Origin of the sequence: Iodidimonas gelatinilytica (assembly GCF_008579125.1) — a bacterium.
Taxonomy (GTDB): domain Bacteria; phylum Pseudomonadota; class Alphaproteobacteria; order Sphingomonadales; family Rhodothalassiaceae; genus Iodidimonas; species Iodidimonas muriae.
On record NZ_BKCL01000005.1, the window covers coordinates 221,329 to 247,312 of the forward strand.

At 55.6% G+C, this 25,984-nt stretch carries 23 protein-coding genes, 1 tRNA gene and 1 pseudogene; 15 read left to right on the forward strand and 10 right to left on the reverse strand.

All coding sequences use genetic code 11. From position 1 onward, the window contains the following. Nucleotides 1-3: 3 nt before the first annotated feature. The 4 genes from JCM17844_RS08955 to JCM17844_RS08970 all read right to left on the reverse strand — a co-directional run bounded on the left by JCM17844_RS08955 (nucleotide 4) and on the right by JCM17844_RS08970 (nucleotide 4,132). Nucleotides 4-1,440 (reverse strand): aldehyde dehydrogenase family protein, encoded by a 1,437-nt coding sequence (locus tag JCM17844_RS08955; RefSeq protein ID WP_150000635.1) that lies wholly within the window; start codon nucleotides 1,438-1,440, stop codon nucleotides 4-6. A 9-nt stretch (nucleotides 1,441-1,449) separates the two neighbouring features. After that, nucleotides 1,450-3,105 carry an acetolactate synthase large subunit gene (locus JCM17844_RS08960; protein WP_210431684.1) on the reverse strand — a complete coding sequence of 552 codons (1,656 nt, stop codon included), beginning with the start codon at nucleotides 3,103-3,105 and terminating at the stop codon, nucleotides 1,450-1,452. Nucleotides 3,106-3,366: 261 nt separating this feature from the next. After that, nucleotides 3,367-3,443 (reverse strand) — tRNA-Met (locus JCM17844_RS08965). A 185-nt stretch (nucleotides 3,444-3,628) separates the two neighbouring features. Continuing rightward, nucleotides 3,629-4,132 carry a hypothetical protein gene (locus tag JCM17844_RS08970; protein ID WP_150000636.1) on the reverse strand — a complete coding sequence of 168 codons (504 nt, stop codon included), beginning with the start codon at nucleotides 4,130-4,132 and terminating at the stop codon, nucleotides 3,629-3,631. A 162-nt stretch (nucleotides 4,133-4,294) separates the two neighbouring features. Here JCM17844_RS08970 and JCM17844_RS08975 point away from each other — a divergent pair, with 162 nt between their 5' ends. From JCM17844_RS08975 to JCM17844_RS09005, 8 genes and pseudogenes are all read left to right on the forward strand, one after another. Continuing rightward, nucleotides 4,295-5,314: an aspartate carbamoyltransferase catalytic subunit gene (locus JCM17844_RS08975; protein ID WP_150000637.1), complete on the forward strand. Its 1,020-nt coding sequence runs from the start codon at nucleotides 4,295-4,297 to the stop codon at nucleotides 5,312-5,314. Further along, a complete protein-coding gene (pyrC, locus tag JCM17844_RS08980) occupies nucleotides 5,311-6,555 on the forward strand; it encodes a dihydroorotase (protein ID WP_150000638.1) in 1,245 nt (414 codons plus the stop codon). The genes JCM17844_RS08975 and pyrC overlap by 4 nt, the downstream gene beginning before the upstream one ends. Continuing rightward, nucleotides 6,552-7,169, forward strand: a complete 618-nt coding sequence (plsY, locus tag JCM17844_RS08985) for a glycerol-3-phosphate 1-O-acyltransferase PlsY (protein ID WP_150000639.1) — start codon at nucleotides 6,552-6,554, stop codon at nucleotides 7,167-7,169. Before pyrC ends, plsY begins: the two co-directional genes overlap by 4 nt. A 163-nt stretch (nucleotides 7,170-7,332) precedes the next feature. Continuing rightward, nucleotides 7,333-8,087, forward strand: a pseudogene (gene dprA, locus JCM17844_RS14930) (DNA-processing protein DprA); the annotation flags it as partial. Between the two features lie 27 nt (nucleotides 8,088-8,114). Next, entirely contained in the window at nucleotides 8,115-8,411 is a 297-nt protein-coding gene (locus JCM17844_RS14935) for a DprA-like winged helix domain-containing protein (protein ID WP_235898966.1), read from the forward strand. Between the two features lie 81 nt (nucleotides 8,412-8,492). Beyond that, entirely contained in the window at nucleotides 8,493-11,174 is a 2,682-nt protein-coding gene (topA, locus tag JCM17844_RS08995) for a type I DNA topoisomerase (RefSeq protein WP_150000640.1), read from the forward strand. A 32-nt stretch (nucleotides 11,175-11,206) separates the two neighbouring features. Then, on the forward strand, nucleotides 11,207-13,543 hold the full coding sequence (rnr, locus tag JCM17844_RS09000) for a ribonuclease R (RefSeq protein ID WP_150000641.1): 2,337 nt from the start codon (nucleotides 11,207-11,209) through the stop codon (nucleotides 13,541-13,543). Nucleotides 13,544-13,741: 198 nt separating this feature from the next. Continuing rightward, nucleotides 13,742-14,347, forward strand: a complete 606-nt coding sequence (locus JCM17844_RS09005; RefSeq protein WP_150000642.1) for a hypothetical protein — start codon at nucleotides 13,742-13,744, stop codon at nucleotides 14,345-14,347. An 84-nt stretch (nucleotides 14,348-14,431) separates the two neighbouring features. Here JCM17844_RS09005 and JCM17844_RS09010 read toward each other — a convergent pair whose 3' ends face one another. Next, the gene (locus JCM17844_RS09010) at nucleotides 14,432-15,298 is read right to left on the reverse strand and encodes a division plane positioning ATPase MipZ (RefSeq protein ID WP_150000685.1); all 867 of its coding nucleotides are present in this window, start codon (nucleotides 15,296-15,298) and stop codon (nucleotides 14,432-14,434) included. Between the two features lie 172 nt (nucleotides 15,299-15,470). On the opposite strand from JCM17844_RS09010, the gene JCM17844_RS09015 reads away from it, so the two are divergent. The 6 genes from JCM17844_RS09015 (at nucleotide 15,471) to JCM17844_RS09030 (ending at nucleotide 19,285) form a co-directional block, all read left to right on the forward strand. Then, nucleotides 15,471-16,442, forward strand: a complete 972-nt coding sequence (locus tag JCM17844_RS09015; RefSeq protein WP_150000643.1) for a glucosaminidase domain-containing protein — start codon at nucleotides 15,471-15,473, stop codon at nucleotides 16,440-16,442. Next, on the forward strand, nucleotides 16,439-17,110 hold the full coding sequence (locus JCM17844_RS14940; protein ID WP_210431687.1) for an aminotransferase class V-fold PLP-dependent enzyme: 672 nt from the start codon (nucleotides 16,439-16,441) through the stop codon (nucleotides 17,108-17,110). The genes JCM17844_RS09015 and JCM17844_RS14940 overlap by 4 nt, the downstream gene beginning before the upstream one ends. Next, nucleotides 17,101-17,337, forward strand: coding sequence for a hypothetical protein (locus tag JCM17844_RS14945; protein WP_210431688.1), 237 nt, complete (start codon nucleotides 17,101-17,103; stop codon nucleotides 17,335-17,337). Before JCM17844_RS14940 ends, JCM17844_RS14945 begins: the two co-directional genes overlap by 10 nt. A gap of 70 nt (nucleotides 17,338-17,407) precedes the next feature. Then, nucleotides 17,408-17,575 (forward strand): hypothetical protein, encoded by a 168-nt coding sequence (locus JCM17844_RS14950; RefSeq protein ID WP_210431689.1) that lies wholly within the window; start codon nucleotides 17,408-17,410, stop codon nucleotides 17,573-17,575. Nucleotides 17,576-17,789: 214 nt separating this feature from the next. Next, nucleotides 17,790-18,497 carry a DUF6134 family protein gene (locus tag JCM17844_RS09025; protein ID WP_150000644.1) on the forward strand — a complete coding sequence of 236 codons (708 nt, stop codon included), beginning with the start codon at nucleotides 17,790-17,792 and terminating at the stop codon, nucleotides 18,495-18,497. Nucleotides 18,498-18,550: 53 nt separating this feature from the next. After that, complete coding sequence (locus tag JCM17844_RS09030; RefSeq protein WP_210431690.1) at nucleotides 18,551-19,285, forward strand: Crp/Fnr family transcriptional regulator; 735 nt, start codon at nucleotides 18,551-18,553, stop codon at nucleotides 19,283-19,285. 308 nt (nucleotides 19,286-19,593) lie between these two features. On the opposite strand, the gene JCM17844_RS09035 is transcribed toward JCM17844_RS09030, so the two are convergent. The 5 genes from JCM17844_RS09035 to JCM17844_RS09055 all read right to left on the reverse strand — a co-directional run bounded on the left by JCM17844_RS09035 (nucleotide 19,594) and on the right by JCM17844_RS09055 (nucleotide 23,378). Then, complete coding sequence (locus JCM17844_RS09035; protein ID WP_210431691.1) at nucleotides 19,594-20,112, reverse strand: tetratricopeptide repeat protein; 519 nt, start codon at nucleotides 20,110-20,112, stop codon at nucleotides 19,594-19,596. A 155-nt stretch (nucleotides 20,113-20,267) separates the two neighbouring features. After that, nucleotides 20,268-20,867, reverse strand: coding sequence for a hypothetical protein (locus JCM17844_RS09040; protein WP_150000647.1), 600 nt, complete (start codon nucleotides 20,865-20,867; stop codon nucleotides 20,268-20,270). Between the two features lie 83 nt (nucleotides 20,868-20,950). After that, nucleotides 20,951-21,442, reverse strand: a complete 492-nt coding sequence (locus JCM17844_RS09045; RefSeq protein ID WP_210431692.1) for a GNAT family N-acetyltransferase — start codon at nucleotides 21,440-21,442, stop codon at nucleotides 20,951-20,953. A 212-nt stretch (nucleotides 21,443-21,654) separates the two neighbouring features. Then, complete coding sequence (gene rpsD / locus JCM17844_RS09050; RefSeq protein WP_150000649.1) at nucleotides 21,655-22,266, reverse strand: 30S ribosomal protein S4; 612 nt, start codon at nucleotides 22,264-22,266, stop codon at nucleotides 21,655-21,657. A gap of 233 nt (nucleotides 22,267-22,499) precedes the next feature. Then, nucleotides 22,500-23,378 (reverse strand): NAD(P)-dependent oxidoreductase, encoded by an 879-nt coding sequence (locus JCM17844_RS09055; RefSeq protein ID WP_150000650.1) that lies wholly within the window; start codon nucleotides 23,376-23,378, stop codon nucleotides 22,500-22,502. A gap of 123 nt (nucleotides 23,379-23,501) precedes the next feature. On the opposite strand from JCM17844_RS09055, the gene JCM17844_RS09060 reads away from it, so the two are divergent. Next, nucleotides 23,502-25,934, forward strand: coding sequence for a penicillin acylase family protein (locus tag JCM17844_RS09060; protein WP_150000651.1), 2,433 nt, complete (start codon nucleotides 23,502-23,504; stop codon nucleotides 25,932-25,934). Nucleotides 25,935-25,984 lie beyond the last annotated feature (50 nt).

A 25,984-nucleotide genomic window follows, 5' to 3' on the forward strand; every position in this document is an offset into this window, starting at 1 on the left:
GCCTTAATCCTCGTCGGTGCGGCGCAGCACCATCAAGCGCACTTCCGTCATATCCTCGATGGCCCAAGTCAACCCTTCACGGCCAATGCCGCTGTCCTTCACCCCGCCATAGGGCATATGGTCCACCCGCCATGACGGCACATCATTGATGATCACACCCCCCACTTCCAGACGGTCCCAAGCCCGATGGGCGCGCAAAATATCGCGGGTAAACACACCCGCCTGCAGGCCATAAGGGCTGTCATTGGCGCGGGTCAAAGCCTCGTCAAAATCCGCAAATTCTTCCATAGCCGCCACCGGACCAAAGGCTTCCTTGCGATATAGATCACAGTCTTTGGGCAGGCTTTCCAGCAAGGTCGCATCTACCATCACACCGTCGCGCTTACCGCCCGCCAATATTTTAGCCCCGCCTTTTACCGCCGCATCAATCCATGATTTCAGCCGCTCGCCATCTCCTTTGGAAATCACCGGACCGATAAAGGTTTTTTCATCCCGCGGATCGCCCGCCACCAGATTCTTCACCTTGGAAACCAGTGCCTGGCGCAAATCCGCATAGATATCTTTGTGGGCAAGGATACGCTGCACGCTGATACAGCTTTGCCCCGATTGATAATAAGCACCAAAAACAATGCGCTCGGCGGCATCGGCAATATCCGCCGTTTCATCAACGATACAGGCGGCATTGCCACCCAGTTCCAGCACCACTTTCTTCTTGCCCGCCTGCCCTTTCAGCATCCACCCCACCTTGTCGGACCCTGTAAAGCTCAACAGCTTCAAGCGATCATCCTTCGTGAACGGGCCGGCATTTTCCACCATACAGGTGAGCACCGAAAACGCCCCCTTCGGAAGATCCGTTTCGGCCAGAATTTCACCGATAATCAGCGCACCGATGGGGGTTTTCTCAGCCGGTTTCAACACGAAGGGACAGCCCGCCGCAATGGCTGGAGCCACTTTATGGGCGGTGAGATTGAGAGGGAAATTGAATGGCGTAATCAGGGAAACAGGACCGATAGGCACCCGTTTGGTCATACCGAAATAGGCCGCCGCCCGCTCGTGATTATCAAGGGACAAAACCCGCCCTTCAATGCGTTCGGCTTCGGCTGCGGCCACCCGGAAGGTTTCAATAAGGCGCACCACTTCGCCTCTGGAATCCTTGATGGGTTTCCCCGCCTCGATACACAATGCCTCGGCCAGTTCTTCCGCCCGCTCCCGAAAGCGCGCCACACAATGCTCCAGAACAGCACGGCGCTGATAGCTTTTAAGGGCAGCCATGGCGGGGGCGGCATCATGGGCGGCCTGGATCGCCGCCTCGATTTCTCTGGGGCCAGCCAGCGCCACTTTCGTTGCCATCTTGCCGGAGTATTTATCCAGAACCTCCAGAGACTCATCCGTCATTACGGGCTCATTGGCGAGATAAAGGGGGTAGCTGTCTTTCAACATGACACGCTCCTATATGGTGATTTCAATCTCGCCCAGCCGTTTTGTCAAAAGCCTGTTTTCGCGGTAATCCACCGGCATCACCACCAAAGACGGCCCCTTATGCGCCAAGGCTTTATCCAGCGCCGGACGCAGATCGCGCGCATTTTTCACATATTGCCCTTGCCAGCCAAAAGCATTGGCCAAGGTCATCCAATCCGGATTGTTGAAGGAAAGGTCCGTATGCGTGCCAAATTCGTTTTCCTGTTTCCATGAAATCAGCCCATAGCCACCATCTTCCCACACCAGCATGGTCAGATCGCAATCCAGCCGCCGCGCGGTTTCCATTTCCTGCACATTCATCATGAAATCACCGTCCCCTGCGATGCCGAGCACCTTGCGGTCTTTTTGGATCAGGGAGGCGGCAATGGCCCCGGGCAAAGGCAGACCCATAGAACAAAAGCCATTGGGAATAATGCAGCTATTGGGTTCATTGCACTGGTAGTAACGGCCGATCCACATTTTGTGCGCCCCCACACCCGATAGCAAAAGATCATTGGGGCCCAAGGCTTCCCGCACATCCCACAGGGCTTTTTGCGGGCGAATACAGCCTTCGGTATCATCATCTTTATGAACGGCGAAATCATCGAGCATTTTGGCCCGCATATGGCGCTGCAAGCTGAAATCATGATCGCCGGGACCATCGCGGGCAACCCGCTCATTGAGCATCCACAAGGCATGGGCCAGATCGCCCACACATTCCACACGCGGATGATAATGGATATCGATCTCGGCAGGCAGGAAATCCAGATGGACAATACATTTGTCCCCATCGGGGTTCCATAAGCGCGGCGGATATTCCACCAGATCATAACCCAGCGTAATCACCAGATCCGCCTCTTCAATGGCAAAGGAAGGATAATCCTTTTGCTGCAAGCCAATGGTGAACAGGCAGTGCTCTGCATCCCGATCCACCGCGCCCTTGGCCATAAACGTAGAGAGCACGCCAATGCCGGTGGCCTCGCAAAACTGACGCAACTGCTTGGAGGCGCGTTTGCGGATGGTACCATTCCCCGCAATGATGATGGGGTGCTTGGCGGCGCGGATCAGTCTCCACGCATTGTCCATGATCTTGTCATCGGGGGCCGGACGGCGGAACCGGCGCGGCTCCATGGGCTTGCAACCCTCGCCCGCCTCACGCTTGGCCATATCCTCGGCCAGTTCGATAAGCACCGCACCGGGCTTTTCGCCGCGCGCCATGCGCACCGCCTTACGCACCATTTCGGGAATATTATCGGGATGCTGCACCGACACGGCCCATTTGGTCACCGGTTCATACATATCCACCACATCCATCACCTGATGGCTTTCCTTATGCTGGCGGGTGGTGGCGGCCTGCCCTGTCAGCACCAGCATAGGCGCACGGTCCATATTGCCATCTGCAACGCCCGTGATCAGATTGGTGGCACCCGGGCCCAATGTCCCCAAGCAGCCAGCAGGATTGCCTGTCAGCCGCCCATAAACCTCTGCCATGAATGCCGCGCCCTGTTCATGGCGGGTGAGCACAAAGCGGATCGAGCTATTGCGCAGGCTCATCATAAAATCGGCATTTTCCTCGCCGGGGACACCGAAAATCAGTTCGATCCCTTCCCGCTCCAGACATTTCACATGAAGATCGGATGCTTTCATCAGCCAGGCCTTTTTCCAAAATTCACGCCAGAGCGAGGAAGCGCGTATCATCCGGCATAAAAATACGATTTTCAACCGTTGATAAAATTTGGAAAAAGCCCATCCGGCAGCCCCAACGCGCCACCCCATGCACATCCGCAAGCAGCAAAAAGAAAAGCAGACAAAGAATTAACCGCAGAAGCTAGCGCAGCTTCAACCCAAGCTTACTTCAAACCAGCATTAATGACGTGAAATGGCCGGCCCGGGTCAAACAGTGATTGTTGGTAGCGGAGGAGGGACTTGAACCCCCGACACCCGGATTATGATTCCGGTGCTCTAACCAGCTGAGCTACTCCGCCCCGATCTGCATCGGCTTGCACATGATGGCACAGCCAACGCGCCCCCTTGAGGGCGTTACCGAACAGGCGCGCTCATATAGTGAAGTCCTGGGGCCTGCGTCAAGACCTTAACTGAGGGAAATTTACACCCAAACAAGAAAACCGTTGCGGGCCTTTACACCTGCAACGGCATCGCATTTCATCGCTCAACGATAATGGTTGCACGGTACGGTGCGATAAAACCACGCGCCTCGATAAGCATCATAGATCCGTTGCTTGTGGCCATGGGCATGCGCCACATGCCGCCCGTGATGAGGAGCCGAGACATAATACCCACGGGCAGACGAACGCCGTTGGTCATATTTTGCCCCATGCGGATCTTTATGCCCCCGCCCCGCATGCACAGGGTGGTTGCGCCGGTTCTTGCTATATTTCCTGGCTTTCTTATGGGCCTTTTTCTTCGCTTTATAAGCCCGCTTTTCCGCCTTGTGCTGCGCCTTGCTATAAGAATAGGCGGAAGAGCGCTCTTTATAAGCCGTGCGGTGATAACCGGCTTGTCCGCCCTTTATGCTTACCCGTTCGCTATGGCTTTGGCTTGGCCCCGCATATGCTGTGCTTGCTTGCAGCCCTACCAAAGCCGGAAAAGCGAAAAGCCCGGCCACAAAAACGCTTTTTTTGAAAACACCCCGGATGCTTGCTGAATGTGTCATTGCCCGTCTCCTGTTGTTCTCGGCGATCTCCATGAGACACACAATGGCGGACCGGCGCTGAACCGGTTCTGAAGCTGCGCGTTATCTGATGTTCATCTTCAACGGCTCTTGCTCTTGAACGCATGCGCTTTTATAAGCCTCCGGCGAGGATCAGGACGCAAAATGACACATGAACCAAAGCCTGAGCGCGAGCCATATCTTCGGGCGATGATCGATCCGCCCGGCGGCGACCCGTTCCCCCACCGCCATCTTCTTGGAATTGAAGGGCTGGCCCCGGAACAGATTCAATATCTTCTGGATATTGCCCAAGGTTATGCCGACGCCCAAAGAAAGCGCCAGCATCAGCATACGCCTTTACGCGGATTAACGCAGATCAATCTGTTTTTCGAATCGTCCACCCGCACTTTGATGTCTTTTGAAATCGCCGGAAAGCGATTGGGGATGGACACCGTGTCTTTTTCAGTGGGCGCGTCTTCCATCAAAAAAGGGGAAACCCTGCTGGATACGGCCCAAACACTGAACGCCATGCGGCCCGATGTTCTGGTGGTCCGCCATGCTCAGTCCGGAGCGGTGTCGCTATTGTCGCAAAAGGTCAATTGTGCGGTCATCAATGCCGGAGACGGCCGCCACGAACACCCTACGCAAGCGCTTTTGGATGCGCTCACCATTCGCCGCCGCAAAGGCCGCATACACGGGCTGACCATTGCCATTTGTGGCGATATCACCCATTCCCGCGTGGCCCGTTCCAATATCCATCTGCTTAATGCCATGGGGGCGCGGGTGCGCGTGGTGGCCCCGCCAACGCTGATCCCGCAAGCCTGCGAACGCTTGGGTGTCGAAGTGCATAATCAAATGAGCGAAGGCCTGCACGATTGCGATGTGGTGATGATGCTGCGCTTGCAAAAAGAGCGTATGCAAGGGGCCTTCGTTCCCAGCGAGCGAGAGTTTTTCCATTTCTACGGCCTGACAAAAACCAAGCTGAAAGTCGCCAAGCCCGATGTTTTGGTGATGCATCCCGGCCCCATGAACCGGGGCGTGGAAATCGCCACATCGGTCGCTGACGATCTCCAACATTCCGCCATCGAGGAACAGGTGGAAATGGGCGTGGCGGTGCGCATGGGGTGCATGGATGTGCTCACCCGCCATCTGCGCGGTGGTTGCGATGAAGGGGACGCCCGATGAGTCGCACCGCCTATGTGAATGCCCGCCTGATGGACCCGTCCTGTGGCCGCGACGAAACCGGATCGCTTTTGGTGGTGGATGGTTATATCGACGCCATTGGTGCCGATCTTCCTATCCCGCCCGAAACCGAGATCATCGATTGCAAAGGCCAAATTCTGGCACCGGGCCTTGTGGATATGCACAGCTTCCAGCCGGATTTTAACGCCGCCGCTGCCGGAGGGATCACCCGCCTTGTCTTGATACCCGACCAATCGGTCCCGCTTGATGATGCCGCAAAAATCGCCCAAGTGGCGCACAGTGGCAGCAATGGTGTCATGGTACATCCGCTGGGCGCGGCAACGAAAGGCTTGCAAGGAAGCTCCATGGCGGAACTGGGCCTGATGAGCGAGGCCGGCGCTGTCGGATTCGGGGACGGGCGACGGGCCATTGCCGATTCGCAAATGATGCGCCGCCTTTTGGAATATGCCCGCCTGTTCAACCGCCCCATCATACAGCATGCACAAGATCCGTCTTTGGCGAAAAACGGCGTGATGACCGAAGGCGAAACCGCCACCCGTTTGGGACTTGCGGGCATTCCTGCCGTCGCCGAAGTGATGATGATCGAACGCGATGCACGCCTTGTGGAGCTGACTGGCGGGCGACTGCACCATGCGCAGATTTCCACCGCCGCAAGTCTGGATGCGATCCGGCGGAATAAAGCGCGGGAATTGCCCATGAGTTGCGGAGTGTCGCCACAGCATTTCATTCTCAATGAAACCGCCGTTGCCGATTACCGCACCTTTGCCAAGCTGTCGCCGCCCTTACGCTCGGAAGCAGACCGTGCGGCCATCGTTGAAGCAATCCGCGAAGGGCTGATCGATGTGATCTGCTCGGCCCATGATCCGCAGGATCAGGAAAACAAGCGCCTGCCCTTTGCCGAAGCAGCGCATGGGGCGGTGGGATACCAAACCCTGCTGGCCTTGAGCCTGTCGCTTTATCATGGCTATGATGTGGACCTGATGCAGATTCTGGCCATGTTGAGCACCAATCCCGCACGTATTTTAGGGCTGGATGCAGGAACATTGGCCCCCGGTGCCCGTGCCGATTTCATCCTGTTCGATCTCAACCGTCCTTGGCGCATCAATCCCGAAGACTTTTTATCGGAAACCCAAAATACCCCGTTTGAGGGCCAACCGGTTCAAGGCACGCTTTCACGCACGGTGATCGCCGGCGAAACCGTTTTTATGGGAGGCAAGCCATGAGCGATCCGACAGTCCACAGCCTATTGGCCCTTGTTCTGGGCTATTTGCTGGGATCTATCCCTTTTGGTCTGGTGCTTTCCAAAGCGGCCGGATTGGGCGATGTGCGCAAAATCGGATCGGGCAATATCGGCGCCACCAATGTTTTGCGCACCGGAAACAAGCCCATTGCATTGGCCACATTGCTTCTGGATGGTGGCAAAGGAGCCTTGGCTTATCTGATCGCTTTGAAATTGGCCCCCGATGTTGCCCCGCTGGCGGGGGCCGCGGCCTTTCTTGGCCATCTCTATCCCGTTTATCTGGGCTTCAAGGGCGGCAAGGGCGTGGCCACATTCGGCGGCCTTTTATGCGCTTTGGCATGGCCTGTGGGGCTGCTTTGGGGGAGCACATGGCTTATTGTGCTGGCCTTGTTCCGCATGTCGTCCCTTGCGGGGCTTATGTCTGCAGCGCTGTCTCCCTTTTATGCATGGATATTTGCCGATAGTCCCACGGTTATTCTGACCGGCGCCTTGGCCATTGCGATCTTCATAAAGCATGAGGCCAATATCCGCCGTATCCTTGCAGGAACAGAGCCCCGGATCGGCAAAAAAGACAAAACCGACACATCCGAATCCTGATGGAAATCTTTTCTTACTCGGAGATTTTCCCGAAAATATTCAACTTTTAATTGACCATCGCCGCTGCCATGAAGACCATGCTGGCATGAACACACAGCCTCCCCTGCCCTTTGGCCCCGGATCAACCGTGCCCGCTTTGAATAGTGCGGAAAAAATCGCCCGTATGCGCCTGATTCGCACCGAAAGCATTGGGCCAACCACATTTCGCGCCCTGATTTCGCAATTCGGAACGGCGGCGAAGGCCATCGAAGCCATCCCCGATCTGGCCCGTAGAGGTGGCCGGAAAAAGCCGCTCAGCATCCCGTCCAAATCCGTGATCGAAAAAGAACTGGCGCGGATCGATGCCTTTGGTGCCACGGCCCTCATTTTAGGGGATTGCGATTATCCCGCACGCCTTGCCGCCACCGAAGATGCCCCGCCGGTCTTGATCGCCAAAGGCGCACGCCATCTGGCAGACCAGCCCACCATCGGCATTGTGGGGGCGCGCAATGCCAGCAGCATTGGCCGCCAACAAGCTATAAAGTTGCCAAAGATCTGGCCGAAGCCGGTGTGGCAGTGGTGTCGGGTTTGGCGCGGGGCGTGGATACCGCTGCCCATCAAGGTGCTCTTATGGGCGGCACCATTGCCGTGGTGGCAGGGGGGCTGGATATCTATTATCCGCGCGAAAATGAAGAACTGCAAAAATCTATTTCGGAACAAGGGCTTCTGGTCAGCGACGAACCTTTGGGCGTGCAGCCGCAAGCCCGCCACTTCCCCAAGCGCAACCGGATCATTTCCGGCCTGTCCCTTGGAATATTGGTGGTGGAAGCCGCGCAAAGATCAGGCTCCTTGATCACCGCACGTTTGGCGGGCGAACAGGGCCGCGAGGTGTTTGCCATCCCCGGCTCACCGCTGGACCCACGGGCAAAAGGGGCCAATACCTTGATTAAATCCGGCGCCACTTTGGTGGAAAGTTCAGCCGATATTCTGGATGCCCTGGCCAGCCTGCAAACCCCTCTGGCCGAGCCGGAAGGGCCCGCATATGGCCGACAAAGCCTGCCCGTCACCGAAGACATTTCCGCACAGGACCGACAGACATTGCGCGATCTTTTATCCCCGACACCAACCCGCATAGATGATCTGGCCCGCGATGCAGGGCTTGACATTGGCATCGTTTTAACCGCGCTTTTAGAGCTTGAGCTGGCAGGCACCGTGGAACGCTTGCCCGGTTCAAAAGTCGCTCTTTGCGGCACGAGCTTTTAACACTGCTTATTGACAGCAGCCCAACACGCCTTTAGCTCCTGCCCCCATAAGAGTAAGGCCGAAACCGACGGAAAGCACAATATGGATGTCGTTATCGTCGAGTCGCCCGCCAAGGCAAAAACGATCAACAAATATCTTGGCAGCAATTTCAAGGTTCTCGCGTCCTATGGGCATGTACGCGACCTTCCGTCAAAGGACGGGTCGGTGCTCCCTGACGAGGATTTCGCCATGCAATGGGAAGTGGAGCGCGCGTCGCAAAAGCGCCTCACCGAAATTGCCGCTGCCGTAAAAGGGGCTGACCATCTGTATCTGGCCACTGACCCCGACCGCGAAGGTGAGGCCATTTCCTGGCATGTTCTGGATGTTTTAAAGAAAAAACGCGTTCTAAAAGACGTGACGGTAAAGCGCGTGGTGTTCAACGAAATCACCAAACGCGCGGTTCAGGCGGGGATCAATGCGCCCCGCGATATCGATCAGGAACTGGTGGATGCCTATCTGGCGCGCCGGGCGCTGGATTATCTGGTGGGCTTTACCTTGTCGCCGGTCTTGTGGCGCAAATTGCCCGGTGCACGCTCCGCAGGGCGAGTGCAATCGGTGGCGCTGCGGCTGATCTGCGAGCGGGAACTGCAGATCGAACAATTTGTCCCCCGCGAATATTGGACCGTCGAAACCGCCGTAAAAACGCTGGCGGGCAATGGCTTTACGGCCCGGCTGGTAACATTGGACGGGGAAAAGCTCGATCGCTACAGCCTTGGCGATGAACAAAGCGCCATGCGCGCCGTTGAGGCCATCAAAAGCCGCGACTTCTCTGTGTCATCGGTGGAGAAAAAACCCGGCAAGCGCCATCCGCAGCCGCCGTTCACCACCTCCACATTGCAACAGGAAGCGGCGCGCAAACTGGGATTTGGTGCCTCGCGCACCATGCGGTTGGCACAAACGCTTTATGAAGGCAAAACCGTGGGCGGCGAAACCACCGGTTTGATCACCTATATGCGAACCGACGGGGTTTCCATTGCCGCCGAAGCCATTGCCAGCGCCCGCCAAACCATTGCCGCCCGCTATGGCGAGGCATATCTGCCCAATGCGCCCCGGGCCTATAAATCCAAAGCGAAAAACGCTCAGGAAGCCCATGAGGCCATCCGCCCCACCGACCCCGGCTTGCTGCCGCAAAAACTGCGGGCGGCCCTGAATGATGACGAATATAAACTCTATGAACTGATCTGGAAGCGCACGCTGGCCAGCCAGATGCAAAGCGCCGATGTGGAACGCACCAGCATAGATCTGACGTCGCGCTCCGGCGATGTGGGCTTGCGCGCCACCGGCACCGTGATCACCTTCGATGGCTTTTTGACGCTGTATCAAGAAGGCCGCGACGATGAAGAAGATGAAGCCGAAGCCCGCCTGCCCCGCGTAGAGGAAGGCGAGGATGTGACCGCGGAAAAGGTCAATCCGGCCCAGCATTTCACCGAACCGCCACCCCGCTTTACCGAAGCCAGCCTTGTGAAAAAGCTGGAAGAACTGGGGATCGGGCGTCCGTCTACCTATGCCTCGATTCTGGAAGTGCTGGCGGCCCGCAATTATGTGCGTCTGGAGAAAAAGCGCTTCATTCCCGATGATAAAGGGCGGCTGGTCACGGCCTTCCTTGAAAGCTTTTTCGCACGCTATGTGGAATATGATTTCACCGCCAAGCTGGAAGATCAGCTGGATGATATTTCCGCGGGGGAAGCCGATTGGAAAGCGGTTCTGCGTGCGTTCTGGAGTGAATTCAAGCCGCGCACCGAAGATGTTCTGGCCATCCGCAACACGGATATTCTGGAAAAGCTGAACGATTTTCTTGGCCCTTATATCTTCAAATCCACGGATGGAGAAACCGACCCGCGCAAATGTCCGTCTTGTGAAGATGGCCGCCTGTCTTTGAAAACAGGGAAGTTCGGCGCCTTTATCGGCTGCTCCAATTATCCGGACTGCCGCTATACCCGACAATTCTCGGAAAGCGGCGCGGATGCCGGTGCCACAGCGGCGGCAGACGGACCAAAAATATTGGGAACCGACCCTGAAAGCGGCGAAGAGATCACCTTGCGTTCAGGCCGTTTCGGGGCCTATTTGCAACGCGGAGAAGCGGTGGAAAAAGGTGAAAAGCCGCCCCGCGCTTCGATCCCGCGCGATATGTCCGCCGATGATATAGACCTCCCCACCGCTTTGAAGCTGCTGTCCCTTCCCCGCGAAGTGGGCAAGCATCCCGAAAGCGGCCAGCCGATCATCGCCAATATCGGACGCTATGGTCCTTATGTTCAGCATGAAAAAAGCTATGGAAAGCTCAGTTCCACCGAAGAGGTGTTTACTGTCGGCATGAACAGGGCCATCGCTGCTCTGGCGGAAAATGCCAAAGGCCGGACCGCGGCAAAAGCTGAGCTAAAAGCCCTTGGCGATCACCCCGAGACGGGCAAGCCAATCCGTGTTATGGACGGTCGTTATGGTCCTTATGTGAACCATCAAAAGACAAATGCAACCCTGCCCAAAGACGCGGACCCGCAAGCGCTGACATTGGATGAAGCGCTGGCACTATTGGCGGCAAAGGAAGCCAAAGGGGGCAAGCCCGCCGCGAAAAAAACGGCAGCAAAGAAGAAACCGGCGGCGAAAAAAACAACAACGAAGAAAGCAACTGCCGCCAAGAAACCCGCTGCAAAAGCCGCAGGCTCTGCAAAGAAAGCTCCCGCGAAAAGCAGCAAAACGCAAAAAAAGGCCGTCCCTGAAAAAACCTGAAAAATGGGCAGCCTTGTTTAGAAAGAGACGACGTGAGCAAGGCCCCGACCGACCGAAAATCGACCCTTCCATCAAAGGCAGACATTCTGCAGTTTTTGGAAAGCAGCGACGAAAAGATCACCAAGCGGGAAATCGCCCGCGCCTTTTCGGTGAAGGGGTCTGATCGCATTGAATTGAAACACCGCCTGCGCGAAATGGTGGAAGACGGTGTGATCGAGCGCGATTCTTCAAAAACCTTGCGTCCTGCGGGGCGGCTGCCCAGCGTGACCGTGGTGGACATCACCGGCCCCGATGCCTTTGGCGATGTGCTGGCCCGGCCAGCCAACTGGCACAGTGATGCGCCTGTCCCAAAAATCTATCTCTCCGACGGCAAGATGCGCGGCAAAACCAGAGCCTTGGGCCGTGGAGACCGCGCTTTGGTACGGCTCACGCTTTTGGAAGACCAGCAAAGCTATAGCGCCAGTATCATCAAGGTTCTGGAAGGCTCGACCAAGCAAATGCTGGGTGTTTTCCACGGCAGTGATCTGGGCGGGCGCGTGGTGCCCATTGATAAAAAGGCCCGCGATGAATTGCTGATTGATCAAGGCGATGTGGCCGGCGCGCTGGATGGTGAGCTGGTGACCGCGGATTTGCTGCCACGCCGCCACGACCAGCAAAGGGGCCTGAAGCCCGCCCGCATCGTGGAACGGCATGGTGATGTATCGCAAACAAAGCAAATCTCGCTGATTGCTATCCATCAATACGATCTGCCGACGGAATTTTCCAAAGAAGCTCTGGCCGAAGCCCGAGCGGCCCGCCCTGCCCCTTTTGATGGCCGCGAAGATTTGCGGGATATCCCGCTGATCACCATCGACCCTTCGGATGCCCGCGACCATGATGACGCGGTATTTGCCGAGCCGGATACAGACACGGCCAATCCGGGCGGCTGGCATGTGATCGTAGCCATTGCCGATGTGGCCTATTATGTGCGCCCCAATAGCGCTTTGGATCGGGATGCCCGCCTGCGCGGCAATTCCGCCTATTTCCCTGACCGGGTTGTGCCCATGCTGCCCGAAGAACTGTCAACGGATCTGTGTTCCTTGAGGCCCGGTGAGGACCGCCCCTGCATGGCGGTGCATATGTGGTTTGATGCGCATGGGCAAAAGCTGCGCCACCGCTTTGTGCGCGGCGTGATGCGCTCTGCCGCCAATATTTCCTATGAAGAAGTGCAAGGCGCAATGGATGGCAATCCATCCTCCAAAGCGGCCCCTTTGCTGGATCTTGTCCTGAAGCCGCTTTATGCCGCCCATGATGCCATCACCGAAGCCCGGGATGAGCGTTCCCCCCTGGAAATCCAATCGGACGAAAAGAAGATCCTGTTGGACAAAGATGGGGAGATTGCCGAGATCGTGCCCCGCGTGCCGCTGCGTGCCCATCGGGTGATCGAAGATCTGATGGTCTGGGCCAATGTATGTGCCGCCGAAACGCTGGAGCAAAAGCGTATGGCCTGCATGTACCGCGTGCATGAAGAACCGGCCATGGACAAGGTGGAAGCCCTGCGCGACTTCCTTGGCACATTGGATTATAAGCTGGCCCGTTCCCAAATCCTAAGCCCGCGCATGTTCAATAAGGTATTGGAAAAATTCCGCGATACCCCCCATGCCATATTGATCAATCAAGTGGTGCTGCGCTCTCAAACCCAAGCCTATTACAGCCCTGAAAACAAAGGCCATTTCGGCCTTGCCCTTACGCGCTATGCACATTTCACCTCGCCGATCCGGCGCTATGCCGATCTATTGGTGCATCGCGGGCTTATTCGCGCGCTTGGCTTTGGCGATGATGGCCTGCACGATAGTGAAGTCGATGCGATGGGGGACTTGGGAGAGGCCATTTCCCAAACCGAACGCCGCGCCATGGCAGCGGAGCGCGATAGTGTGGACCGTTATCTGGCCGCCTTCCTCGCAGGGCGTATCGGGCACAGCTTCAAAGGCCGCATTTCCGGCGTCACCCGTTTTGGCCTGTTTGTCACCCTGATGCCTTCGGGCGGCGACGGGCTGGTTCCCGTCTCCACCATGGGCTCGGATTTCTACCAATATGAAGAACATCAACATGCTTTGGTGGGGCAACGCCATGGTCAGATTTACCGGCTCGGCGATGTGGTGGATGTGCGGCTTTCTGAAGCGCAACCCATCTCTGGCGGGCTGAAACTGGAACTGGTGAACGAACCGAACCGCAACGGCAAGCCATCATCCGGGCGCCCCTATAAAAAGCACAGCGCAGGGCCACATAAACCCGGTACTGCACCAAAGGCTGGCCGCGACAAGGCTAAAAGAAAACCGGGAGGTAAAGGCAAAGCCAAGCCCGGGCGGCACCGGAAATCGGCCCAATAAAAAAGTTCCAGCCAAACTTTTTAGAGTGTTTCAAAATGGGAAATTCCTGTCTGAATCTTTGACAATTTCTCAGGAACTTTGCGGCACAATAAAATAAAACTCAGTAAAATCAAAAGGAAACAGCATTTGGCATAAAAAATGCTGACATAGATTCAAATTGCTATAATTTATATGAGCAATATGACCATAGGATATCCCATGAGACCCATTCTTTTTTTGATCAGCCTTGTCACGCTTTTCACAGCTTCTCTGGAAGCGAAAGCGACGCCAATTCACTATGACGAGGCCATCGACGGGCTTTTGCGCTTCAATGCCCCCCTGACCATGGGTGTGGGAACCAATGTGGTTGAGGGACGCGGCTGCTGGATAGAACGCGGCTTCAGCCCCTGCCTGAAGGTAAATGATTTTTCCTTTGAAATCGCCGAAGGCACACAGCTTGTGGGCTATCGTTTTATTCTTGAAGATTTGTCTGTTATTGGCCCCATACTTTATTGGGAAAGCACCTCCTTTCTTCAGGATATTTCCACAGGCGCCATCCTTGCTGGCCCTCGTGCAAACTGGCTTGGGGGCACAGCCACACATGCTTTCACCGACATTGTGCTTGGCCCCGGCACCTATCGGTCACTCTGGAATATGGCCCGCCTAGGCTTTGGTGGCGTGTGGGACTTCCGGATTGAACTCGATGTGGTGTCCACCAATCTGGTCGCCGTTGCGGAACCCCAAACCCTTGCCCTGTTCCTGATCTGCCTTATGGGCCTTACCGGTCTTGTGGTCATGAACAAGCGAGAGCGTGTGAAAGTCTGAACCAAGATCAGTCGACAAGCACTCCCATAGAAAAAGCCTGCGGTGATCACTCGCCGCAGGCTTTTTATGTGATGGCTATAAAGGTTATTCCGCAGCAGAAGCCGCCTCTGTCACCGGCGGCAAATTCAACGCGTCCACCACCCGGCGCAGTTCATTCCGCGCCGCCACTTGACTCATGGTCAGCGATTGGCTCACGCCTAGCCCCGCGGTTTTTTTCAAATCCACCAGCGTCAGGCCCTTCAAAAACAATTCGCGATAAATCACCCGCTCATTCAGGCCGGGGATAAAGCGAAAGCCAACCCGTTTTGCCAAAGCCGCCAACACCTTTTCTACACGCGCCTTATTGCGGGCGTTCAAGGAAGAAACGCGGTTGCGCATCACGATCCAGTCGATTTGCGAGCGGTCCGCAATGGCCCGGTGCTTGCGCGCCTCCCAAACCATTTCCGCATAATGGCTGGGGCCTTCGATCTCATAGCTAGTGCTGTTCACGCGGGCCAAAAGGTCCAGATCGACAAAGCTGTCGTTCAAAGGCGTCACGATGGTATCGGCCTGCGCATGGGCCAAGCGAGCCAGATTGGTATCGCTGCCCGGAGAATCGATCACCACCACATCGCACGAGGATCGCAATTCCGAAAGGGCCGCCATCAGGCGCTCTTTTTCTTCCGCTTTGGCCGCATCAACCAAATTCAATTCCGACCGGGCGATGGTATGCACCACAGGCACCTCGAGAGAAACCGAATTGTCCGCAATGAAGCGGCTGCGATTCTCCAGATAACGCGACAGGCTGCGCTGACGGGAATCCAGATCAATCGCCGCCACACGCCGCCCCTGAGCCGCCAGAGCCATCAGCAAATGCATCGCCGTTGTGGATTTCCCCGATCCGCCCTTTTCATTCCCAAGCACAAGGATATGGGCCCCGCGTTTCAAGGGCCGTCCCTGCCCGTTCGTCATATTTTGCACGCAAATTTCTCCGAATTGCCGCGTTTCGGCCTCTTTGTTACCAGATCTTGCAAGGCTGTCCATCCTGCTTTCAATATCTGCCGGGTCATCTTGTGAAACATTGACAGCCCCCGGTCATTCCCGTCATGTGACAACCGATAGAAACGGTCAATGAGCCTTATATATGCGCAAACTCTTTCTTTTCTTAACACCAGCCCTGCTTTTTGTTGCCATTCTTGCGATGGCCGTTTTTCAGGGAAATATGGCACGGGAACGGGCGTTTTCAGCTGACCGGGTGGTCTATGCACGCCATCTTCCCCCGCCGGATGCTCTTGACCAGCTTTATCAAAAACTTGGATATCGCTTGCCTGATGTCCGAAAAGGTACCCACGCCGTTCCCCGCATATTTTTCGCGTCTTTGCCCGATGGATTGCAAGACATCCCCCGCGCCACCGACCGCAAACGGGCTTTTATTGCCACTATGCTGCCACTGATCTTGCGGGTGAATGAACTGGTTCTGGAAGACCGGAAGCGGCTTTTATCCCTTATGGAGCAAAGGACAAAAGGAGCACGCCTGAGCACACTCAACAAACGCTGGCTGCATCGGCTTGCGCGTAACTATGGGTTGGGAGCAGACTTTAAAATCAGGGACGACAGCCTGAAGCGTCTGGAAAAACGGGTGGATATTGTCCCGCCGTCCCTGGCCTTGGCACAGGCAGCCATCGAAAGCGGCTGGGGCACATCGCGCTTTGCCCAAACCGGCAATGCCCTTTATGGCCAATGGACATGGAATGACGAAGACAACGGCATTGTTCCCACCCGCCGGGGAAGCGGCAAAACCCACCGGATCAAAGCCTTTGACTTCCTGATCGATTCGGTGCGTGGCTATATAGGCAATATCAACCGCAACCGCGCCTATACGCACCTTCGGACCATCCGCCAAAAGTTGCGGGCCAATAACCAACCGGTAACAGGACGCCCCCTTACCCCCGGATTGATCCAGTATTCCGAACGACGGGAAGCTTATGTGCAGGATCTACAATCCATCATTTCCGGCAACCGGTTAGAAGATTTCGATGCCGCCCGTCTGGCTGTCCGGTCCACCACATGGGGAAAACGCCCAAGCCCCTTGCACAAAAGAAGCTCTAAGCCATGATCGCACCACAAAGAGATCGCTTCGACCTGCCCAGAGAGCTGTGCTATCTCAATGCCGCTTATATGACACCGGCACCGAAAGCCTTTGCCGCCACCAATGATCGCACCGCCGCCCTTCGGCAACAGCCATGGCAGGTGACACCGCAAGATTTCTTCACCCAAAGCGAAGAGGTGCGTGCGCTGGCCGCACGGATAATGGCCTGCGACAGCGATTCGGTCGCCCTTGTCCCCTCTGCAAGCTATGCCGTGGCAACGGCGGCGCGCAATTTAACGCCGGAAAAAGGCTCGGTCATCCTGACATTGGCCGAGGAATTTCCCTCAAATTATTATGGTTGGACGCGGCTTGCTGCCGAACATGGGGCAACCGTTCTTGCCGTTCCCGGCCCTGCGGAACAGGATTGGACAGCCGCACTTTTAGACCAGATCGACCGATTGGGGTCGCAGATATCCTTGGTGGCGATTCCCCATGTGCATTGGTCAACCGGCGCAATGCTGGATCTTGTGGCCATCCGCAAAGCAACCCGTGCGGTGGGCGCGGCTTTGTTTCTCGATCTGACCCAATCCTTGGGCGCACTTCCGGTATCCTTGGCGGAAATCGACCCGGATTTTGCCGTGGCAGCGGGCTATAAATGGCTCTTTGGCCTTATGCACTGGGTTATATGTATGTAAGCCCGCGCTGGCGGGACGGGCGTCCTTTGGAAGAAAACTGGATCTTGCGCGCCGGATCACAAGATTTCAGCCGCCTTGTGGATTATCAGGATTCTTACCAACCCGGATCGCGGCGCTTTGATATGGGCGAACGGTCAAATTTCCAGTTGATGCCCTTGGCACGCGATGCCTTGCAGATGATTCTGGATTGGAAGATCGAGCCATCGCCGAAAGTCTGTCCGCATTGAACCACCGCTTGGTGGATCATCTTCTTGATGCGGGATATGCCGTTACTCCCGAAAGCTGGCGCAGCCCCATATGATCGCGGCCCGCCATCCCCATAAAGCCGCAGCAGACGTGGCCGCAGATTGGAAAAGCCGAAATGTCTATGTCAGCGCGCGCGGCGATTGGCTGCGAATTGCCCCGCATCTCTGGATTGACGAGCATGATGAACAGTGCTTCCTTACAGCAATAAAACAAGAATAATCCGTAATTATGTTTAATTGCAATAACAACTTAAAGGCAATTATTCCGTGTAAACGTATGATCTGGCCCTTTTTCGCCTCATTTTAACATTATAAGTTATGGAATCTTCGTGAAGAGTTGTTTATCATAAGGTTTATGGTCAACTTTGCTTGTGCTTGACATGAGCGCGCGACAAGCGCTTCGCGGTTTATGCTTATAAAATGGGGCGTATGTTTTGACATTAAAAAAACGATTTTCACTCGTCTTGCTCGCCATCACGACAGCCTATATTGCTCCGGCAAGCGCCGTGAATAAAGCTCCGGAAAAAACAACGCTGACCTATGCTATTGATCGCAAAGGGTCTGAAATCGGCACCCACAGTGTTTCTTATGACTTCACCAATGATAATGGCGTTTCCGTCGATATCGAAGCCCGGATACGTGTGAAAATGGCCTTTATCACGGTCTTTAAAATGGACCATAAGGCGCAGGAAATCTGGCGGAACGGGCAGCTTGTCGAAATGACCAGCAAAACCCGCCGCAACAATGACCGTGAAGAAGTCGCGCTTGAGGCGACAGACGGTCATTATATGCTCATCACCGATGAGGCGACCCAAACCGCGCCTTTGGATCTGGTCCCCAGCAGCTTCACAAAAACAGATTTCTGGATCGACGAGGGACAGAAGGATTTCATGCTGCTCGACACCCTGACCGGCCTGATGCGCCCGTCCCGCCTGGAATGTCATGATCGGGTAAAGGTGGAATTGAATGGCCAGATTCAGGATGCGCGTTATTACCGCATCATCAATCTGGAAAAAGACGCCTTGAGCCATGAATTCTGGATTGATGATGATGGCTATCTGATCAAGGCCCATCTTCTAACGAAGGATGGCGAGTCTCTTTTTTACCGCTTCAAAGATGGAGTGGACGGCAAGGCCGCCTGATCCCGAAGCACAGCGTTTTTTTTATGAAACGCCCATATTCAGGGGGAGCTTTGATGACAAATCGGCACGCCCCTTTCGATCAGATTGCTACCCCAAAGGTCATGTGTCTTAGCTGCCCGGCCCGCCAGAGTTTTCTCTGTTCCGGGCTAGACGATCACCAGCTTCAACATCTGGCCGCACGGGCCTCTCGCTTTGAATTGATGCGGGGGAAAAACCTGATCCTTGAAGGCGACCCCTCCGACAATGTGTATAATATCATCAGCGGGGACGTTGCTGTGTCCCGCGTGTCCGCCGACGGACGACGGCAAATTCTGGGCTTTTTATCAAAGGGCGATTTTGTCGGTTTAACCTTGTCGGAAAACTACAGCTTCTCCGCCGAGGCGCTCTCGGATGCAAAGCTCTGCCGCTTTGATCGCCGGTCTTTGGACGAACTGGTGGAACGCTTTCCTGAAATGGACCGGCAATTACGCCGTATGGGCGCCGCCGCCATGGATGCAATGCTGGATCTGGTGTTTGCCCTTGGCCGCAAAACCGCACAGGAACGGGTGGCTTCATTCCTGATCGGCTTGTCCCACAAGCAGGGAAATTGCGATGATCCCGCTTTACATGTGTATCTTGCCATGACCCGCAGCGACATTGCCGATTATCTTGGCCTGACCATTGAGACCGTGAGCCGTATTCTTTCTCGCTTGAAATCCAGCCAGGTCATTCGGATCAAAGCGGTCAACCGGATTGAAATTCTCGATCTGGATCAACTGCAATCGCTAGCAGATGCCGATCTTTCATAAAAATAGCCTGCCCCGAATAGGAACAGCTGTGCCAAAACGGGGGGCTCCTTTGTCAGGTTTTGGCACATAGACCGCACCGCCCTGCCCATTCAAATCCATAAGCACTTGAATCCGCACCATCGCCCAGTTTGGCACGGGCTGTGCTTCTAAAGGGGTGTGTCGTCCTTAAGCGAGCCTGAGACTTAAGGTGCGGCTCGCGAGATGTTTTGCCTGAAACATCTCGCACCCTTGAAGCGGCGTTTGTCATATGACAGCGCCGCTTTCTTTATGGGGTGGCTCTGTTGAGGTTCCTGCTCACCGGCACGGGATCAATTCAAAAGATCAGACAAGCGCTTTGGCTTCCAGGATTGCAAAAGCAGCTTCACTTCCTGCCAATCCTTCCAGTCCGCCCCCCATTTGGCATGGGCCAAGGCGGCTTCGGCGTCCTCTTTCAATCGCGGGTCGGTCAAGCGGTCACTGGCCAATTGCAGATAAAGCGCTGCCTGCACCATATCGCGCGTTAGCCCCAATCCTTCCAGATACATGCGGCCCAGCTCGAGCTGCGCCAATCCGTCGCCGGTTTCCGCACCGATTCGGTACCAGTTTGCCGCCTTTGCCAGATCCACCGGCACGCCCAAACCGTCCCGATATGCATCGGCGATCAGCAGATAAACCGGCGCACCCTGAGACGCGGCCTGCTCCAATAAGGCAATGGCTTGGGCCCATTGCGCGTCTTCATCGCTTTCCAATAAGGCTGTGCCCAAGGCCAGGGCGGCCCCCGGCTCCCCCACATCATAGGCGCGGCGCAGGTCGGACAGATCAGCGTTTTCCTGTGCAAAAGACACCATGCTGGCGCCCATTGCCCCAAAGCAGATTACAGATAAACGCAACAGTCTCCGCCGAAAGAACATCGCATCCCTTCCATAAAAGGATCACCCTTTACAGTAGCCGTATCCAGAGATGTTTCAATATCCTATCCCGTTTGACGCGATCACAATCGCACTCAACGGGGGCCAACCGGAGCCAGTTTCACAAGAGCCCGCAAATCCAGCAGGGCGACTTTCAGATCTTGCCATTCATCATCGCTGATGGCGGATTCCGGGCCAGAAAACTGGATGGAATAAACGCATTGATTCCCACCGACAAAGGCCAGCGTTTCGCGGCGTGTCCGATCCGCATCGGATTGGATATAGGTACTGGCAGACAGCCCGAACGGGGCCTCGGAAAAAGCTTCAACATCACATGCAACCCCTTCTTGGGCGCACGCTTCTTGCGTTTCATCAACGGCCTGCGCCCAATAACCATGGTTTTGTTGCGGCTCTGACGGGTTGCGGCTTAACCGTTCTCCCCCAACCAACAGCACTCCGGTGCTATCGGCATGGAGATAAGCCATTTTGAAACCCGGCATCATTTCTGAAAATTCTGCGGCCAATTCGGGGTCTGTGTAGAAAAAATCGGCAAGATCATGCCACTGCTCATGCCCCGCAAGCGCTTTGGAAATTTCTGAAAAGGCGCATTGTTCAACGGGAATATCCACAGGCCGATCCGCCTGCTCCGGCGCGGAAAACAGCGCAATAGATGCCGCAGCAAAAAGAGAAATCATAAATCACCTGTTCCGACCAAACCCTGAGCAGACTTTAATAAATTTTTAACGAAATGAGAATGATTAAAATTCAAGGCAGCCCCTTAAAGTCTCTTTTGAAACAGATATTCCGTTGTGTTTGAAGGATCGTGCAAGTCTCGCATTTGGCCGGGCATGACAAACCCATGCTTGTGATAAAAGGCATGGGCCTCAACGAAGCGGGTGTCGGACCAAAGATCAATGCGCGTGGCGTGCACTGATTGCGCAGCGTGCAGCACCAGGTCCAATAACGCAGTGGCCAGCCCTGAACGACGGGTAGACGCATCCACATAAAGCCGTTTCAATTCGACCACATCCTGTCCGCTTGGCACATAGCCGATACAGCCAAGCACTGCTCCAGCTCGCTCCGCTACCCAAAAGCGCCCTTTTTGACGGGCGAAAATGTCACAAATCCGGGGAAGGTCCGCATCCAGACCGGGAAGATCGAGAACGCAACCGGGATAGGCGGCAAAGCATCTGCCAATCAGGCCAATCACCTGATCCGTATCTTCGGGTGCACCATCCCGGATGATAATATTCGCCAGACCTTCAGTCATAAAAGAGGAGTGTGCATCATCCATGGGGCGTATGTCCGATCCATTTTTGCTATATTTGTCTGGGCCGAAACGCAAAAAATATATCGCTGCCAAACAATAACAACAGCATGGATCATGCGCAAATCAGGCCATCCCGCCAATAAAGAGAGACGCCATAAAAAACGCCGCAAGGTTTCCCCTGCGGCGCTTTGAACGGCAATCCGAATCGCGCATTAACGCGAATAGAATTCCACCACCAGATTCGGTTCCATCTGAACCGGATAAGGCACTTCATCCAAGGTCGGAACCCGCATGAAGGTGGCTTTCGTCCCTTCAACCGTGATGTATTCCGGTACATCACGCTCGGGGCTTTGGCCTGCTTCCAGAACCATCGGCATCTGGCGCGATTTTTCACGCACTTCGATCACGTCGCCTTCTTTCACCATATAGCTGGGAACATTGGCGCGCTTGCCGTTCACCAGAACATGGCCGTGGCTGACGAACTGACGGGCGGCAAAAACGGTCGGAACGAATTTGGCGCGGTACACAACCGCATCCAAACGACGCTCCAGAATGCCGATCAGATGCTCGCCGGTATCGCCTTTTTTACCAGCGGCTTCTTTATAATAGCGATTGAACTGCTTTTCGGTGATCGAGCCGTAATAGCCTTTCAGCTTTTGCTTGGCACGCAGCTGAATACCGAAATCGGACAATTTGCCCTTCCGGCGCTGACCATGTTCACCGGGGCCATATTGGCGGGTGTTCACGGGGCTTTTCGCACGACCCCAGATATTTTCGCCCATACGGCGATCGATTTTATGCTTGGCAGAGATACGCTTGCTCATGTCGAACCGCGTCCTTTCATTGCGCCATGGGCCGGACGCCAATCGCCCCCTGCCTGCCCATCCATCGGAAGAATCCGTTCAGCGGATCAACCGATATCCAGAACAAACAGGTGCCCACGCGGGCGACGGACAGAATCTGCCGCCCGTTCGAAGTGCGCGGACTATAGCCATGCGCAACAAAAGGTCAAGCCCTGAAGCCGCCTTCTGAACCATGCCGTGGCTAGCCGTTTCAATCAGTGGCGCAAACGGCGGATCAGGCTGGACGTATCTTGCCGCCCGCCGCCCATGGCCTGCACATCCGCATAGAATTGATCGATCAACGCTGTGGACGGCAAAGACACTCCCATGCGGCGCGCTTCTTCCAAAACGATGGCCAGATCCTTCCGCATCCAATCCACAGCGAATCCGAAATCAAAAGACCCCGCAGCCATGCTGGCCGCCCGATTCTCCATCTGCCAGCTTTGCGCCGCCCCTTTTGAGATCACATCCACCACCGCCTCCACATCAAGTCCGGCACTTTGGCAAAAATGCAGGGCTTCCGACAGCCCTTGAAGCGTTCCGGCGATGCAGATCTGATTGACCATTTTCGCCGTCTGTCCCGACCCCGCTGGGCCAAGCAGGCGCATCATCTTGGCGTAGTTTTCCATAACCGGACGCGCCTGATCGAAATCCGCCTGATCGCCGCCACACATCACGGTTAGTTGCCCCGCCTGCGCCCCGGCTTCTCCGCCCGAAACCGGCGCATCCAAAAACCCGAGACCCAGTGCTTTGGCTTTGTCATACATGGCCCGCGCCACTTGCGCAGACGCCGTGGTGTGATCGACAAAAACCGCGCCGGGCTTCATAGCCGCAAATGCTCCGGCCTCGCCCACACAGATGTCTTCCACATCTTTATCCGCCCCCACGCAGGCAAAAACCAGATCGGCCTCACACACCGCTTGGGCCGGCGTTGCCGCCAGAGCGCATCGGGCCGACCCATATGTTTTCAGCCATTTTTCCGCTTTTTGTGCCGTGCGGTTATAAACGGTGACGGCATAGCCCGCCTGCGCCAGATGGCCTGCCATAGGAAAGCCCATGACACCCAACCCTAAAAATGTCAGCTTATCGGTCATCAGTTTGCCATTCGGTTAAAGCTGGTTGCACAGCATAATCGGATCGGCGCAGGCTAACGGGCTGTGACACGAACTGTCCAGACCCGTGAGGGGCAAAAAGCAAGAGACCGGGGAGGAAAGACCATGCGACTGATAGGGAAAATAGCCGCCGCAATTGGTGTTTTGGCCATTCTATGTGCGATTTTTGGCTGGGTTTATCTTAGAAGTGCATTGCCCCAAATATCGGGCACGGTCACCTTGGAGGGGCTTGAAGCCGAAGTCAGCATCACCCGCGACCGCCACGGCGTACCGCATATTGTTGCACAAACGCCCGAAGATGCGTTCTTTGCCTTGGGCTATGCCCATGCGCAGGATCGGCTATGGCAAATGAGCATGCACCGCCGCATTGCCGCCGGACGCTTGTCTGAAATTGCCGGAGAAGCCACCCTTTCCACCGATGTCTTCCTGCGCACCTTGTCGCTTTACGACCGGGCGCGAAAAGCATGGGCCCATCAAACAGAGCAAGCCCGCGCCGGAATGGTTTCCTATTCCAATGGCGTGAATGCCTTTTTGAACAGCCGCAAAGGGGCGCTGCCGCCGGAATTTCTGCTTACAAAGACAGAGCCGGAGCCCTGGACACCCATTGACAGCCTGAGCTGGCTCAAGGTGATGGCGCTTGATCTGGGCGGTAATTATTGGAGCGAGCTGGCCCGCCTTGATCTGGCCAGCCGCCTTGATACCGACCAGCTTATGGACTTCTTCCCGCCTTATCCCGGTGAAGAAGCCCTCCCCCTGCCCGATCTTGACACACTTTATGATGGGTTGGACCTTGCCCATATTAAAACCGCGCAAACGGATATCGGAAAGCCCAGAGGGTTGGGGTCCAATAATTGGGTTCTTTCCGGCGATCACAGCAAAACCGGCATGCCTTTGCTGGCCAATGATCCGCATCTGGGCCTGACCACGCCATCTCTTTGGTATCTGGCCCATATGAAGATCGGCGGAGAAAATGTGATCGGGGCCACCATGCCCGGCATTCCCTTTGTGATTTTGGGGCGCAATGACCGGATCGCCTGGGGCTTCACCAATGTCAATCCGGATGTGCAGGATTTATATGTGGAAAAGCTGGTGGATGATGGCACCGCCTATCTGACCCCGGACGGTCCGGCCCCCTTCATCACCCGGGAAGAAACCATCCATATCAAAGATGCCGATCCGAAAACCATTCTTGTCCGCGAAACGCGCCACGGGCCGGTGATTTCCGATGGACGCACCGATCTGGCAGAAAAAATGCCCAAAAACGCCGTGCTGGCTTTGCGTTGGACCGCACTGGATGAAGATGACACATCGGGAAGCGCTGCGGCGACGCTTTCCAGCGTAAAGGATTATGAGCAGTTCAAAACCGCCCTTCGCCTTTATACGGCTCCTGCCCAGAATATTGTATATGCGGATATCGACGGGAATATCGGATATTATGCGCCGGGGCGTGTCCCCATCCGCGGGGCAAAAAACGACACCCATGGTCTGGTGCCCGCACCGGGCTGGAAGGCCGATTATGATTGGGAAAGCACGATCCCTTATGAGGACATGCCCGAGCGTGAAAATCCCGCCAATGGCGTGATCGTTACCGCCAATGAAAAAATCGTCGGACCGGATTATCCGCATTTTCTTACCAGCGGTTGGGCGCTTCCCTATCGCGGCGACCGCATCCGTGAATTGATCGCCGACACCGCCCCCCATGACAAAGCCAGCATGGCCCGCATCCAGATGGATGTGAAATCCACCGTTGCTGCCGATCTTCTGCCCCTGATGCTGACCCTTATGGACCAAGAGCAAAAAGCGTTGGATGAAACACAAAAGGACATTCTGGACGCCTTGGGTGCATGGGATTTCGAGATGGCCGTCGACCGTCCCGAACCCATGATTTTCACCGCATGGCACCGTGCTCTAGCCAAACGACTCTATGCCGATGAATTGGGCGACAAGTTCGACCGCTATTGGGGGCCGAAAGTGGATTTTCTGAAGATGGCCTTGCTAGGCACCACCAAGGCAAATTGGTGTGATGATATCGGCACATCCGATGAAGAAAGCTGCGCAGACAGTGTGTCTCTGGCCTTTAACGATGCCCTTGAGGATCTTTCGTCGCGTCTGGATCGCAAACCCGGATCATGGCGCGACTGGCAATGGGGCAGCCTTCATCGGGGCGTGCAAGAACACCGCCCCTTCTCGCAGGTGCCGGTTCTTGCCCGGTTTTTCGAAACATCCACGCCGGCACCGGGCGGCACCTATACGGTGAATGTGGCCGGACCGCGTTTTTCGGCCCCGAATCCCTATGGCTTCACCCATGGCCCCAGCTATCGGGTGGTTTATGATCTGGCCGATCTGGATCGCTCGTCCTACATCATTCCCACCGGACAATCGGGCATTCCCTTTTCAAAGCATTATTCCGACATGATGGACAAATGGCTTCATGGAGATTTCATCGAAATTTCAACAAATCCCGAAACATTTCAATCGGGCGACAAGCTGGTTTTGAAGCGGCAATCCTCCGGTGAAACGGGTGGGGCTTTGCCGTGACCGCCCCTTGATCATAAAGGGAATATTAAGGCTAAAGGCGGATGCTTGCG

Excerpts from the sequence above, each read along its gene's own strand:
- JCM17844_RS08955 (WP_150000635.1), bottom strand. The coding sequence starts at position 1,440 with ATGTTGAAAGACAGCTACCCCCTTTATCTCGCCAATGAGCCCGTAATG.
- JCM17844_RS08960 (WP_210431684.1), bottom strand. The coding sequence starts at position 3,105 with ATGAAAGCATCCGATCTTCATGTGAAATGTCTGGAGCGGGAAGGGATC.
- JCM17844_RS08970 (WP_150000636.1), bottom strand. The coding sequence starts at position 4,132 with ATGACACATTCAGCAAGCATCCGGGGTGTTTTCAAAAAAAGCGTTTTT.
- JCM17844_RS08975 (WP_150000637.1), top strand. The coding sequence starts at position 4,295 with ATGACACATGAACCAAAGCCTGAGCGCGAGCCATATCTTCGGGCGATG.
- pyrC (WP_150000638.1), top strand. The coding sequence starts at position 5,311 with ATGAGTCGCACCGCCTATGTGAATGCCCGCCTGATGGACCCGTCCTGT.
- plsY (WP_150000639.1), top strand. The coding sequence starts at position 6,552 with ATGAGCGATCCGACAGTCCACAGCCTATTGGCCCTTGTTCTGGGCTAT.
- topA (WP_150000640.1), top strand. The coding sequence starts at position 8,493 with ATGGATGTCGTTATCGTCGAGTCGCCCGCCAAGGCAAAAACGATCAAC.
- JCM17844_RS09005 (WP_150000642.1), top strand. The coding sequence starts at position 13,742 with ATGAGACCCATTCTTTTTTTGATCAGCCTTGTCACGCTTTTCACAGCT.
- JCM17844_RS09010 (WP_150000685.1), bottom strand. The coding sequence starts at position 15,298 with ATGACGAACGGGCAGGGACGGCCCTTGAAACGCGGGGCCCATATCCTT.
- JCM17844_RS09015 (WP_150000643.1), top strand. The coding sequence starts at position 15,471 with ATGCGCAAACTCTTTCTTTTCTTAACACCAGCCCTGCTTTTTGTTGCC.
- JCM17844_RS14940 (WP_210431687.1), top strand. The coding sequence starts at position 16,439 with ATGATCGCACCACAAAGAGATCGCTTCGACCTGCCCAGAGAGCTGTGC.
- JCM17844_RS14945 (WP_210431688.1), top strand. The coding sequence starts at position 17,101 with ATGTATGTAAGCCCGCGCTGGCGGGACGGGCGTCCTTTGGAAGAAAAC.
- JCM17844_RS14950 (WP_210431689.1), top strand. The coding sequence starts at position 17,408 with ATGATCGCGGCCCGCCATCCCCATAAAGCCGCAGCAGACGTGGCCGCA.
- JCM17844_RS09030 (WP_210431690.1), top strand. The coding sequence starts at position 18,551 with ATGACAAATCGGCACGCCCCTTTCGATCAGATTGCTACCCCAAAGGTC.
- JCM17844_RS09035 (WP_210431691.1), bottom strand. The coding sequence starts at position 20,112 with ATGGTGTCTTTTGCACAGGAAAACGCTGATCTGTCCGACCTGCGCCGC.
- JCM17844_RS09040 (WP_150000647.1), bottom strand. The coding sequence starts at position 20,867 with ATGATTTCTCTTTTTGCTGCGGCATCTATTGCGCTGTTTTCCGCGCCG.
- JCM17844_RS09045 (WP_210431692.1), bottom strand. The coding sequence starts at position 21,442 with ATGACTGAAGGTCTGGCGAATATTATCATCCGGGATGGTGCACCCGAA.
- rpsD (WP_150000649.1), bottom strand. The coding sequence starts at position 22,266 with ATGAGCAAGCGTATCTCTGCCAAGCATAAAATCGATCGCCGTATGGGC.
- JCM17844_RS09055 (WP_150000650.1), bottom strand. The coding sequence starts at position 23,378 with ATGACCGATAAGCTGACATTTTTAGGGTTGGGTGTCATGGGCTTTCCT.
- JCM17844_RS09060 (WP_150000651.1), top strand. The coding sequence starts at position 23,502 with ATGCGACTGATAGGGAAAATAGCCGCCGCAATTGGTGTTTTGGCCATT.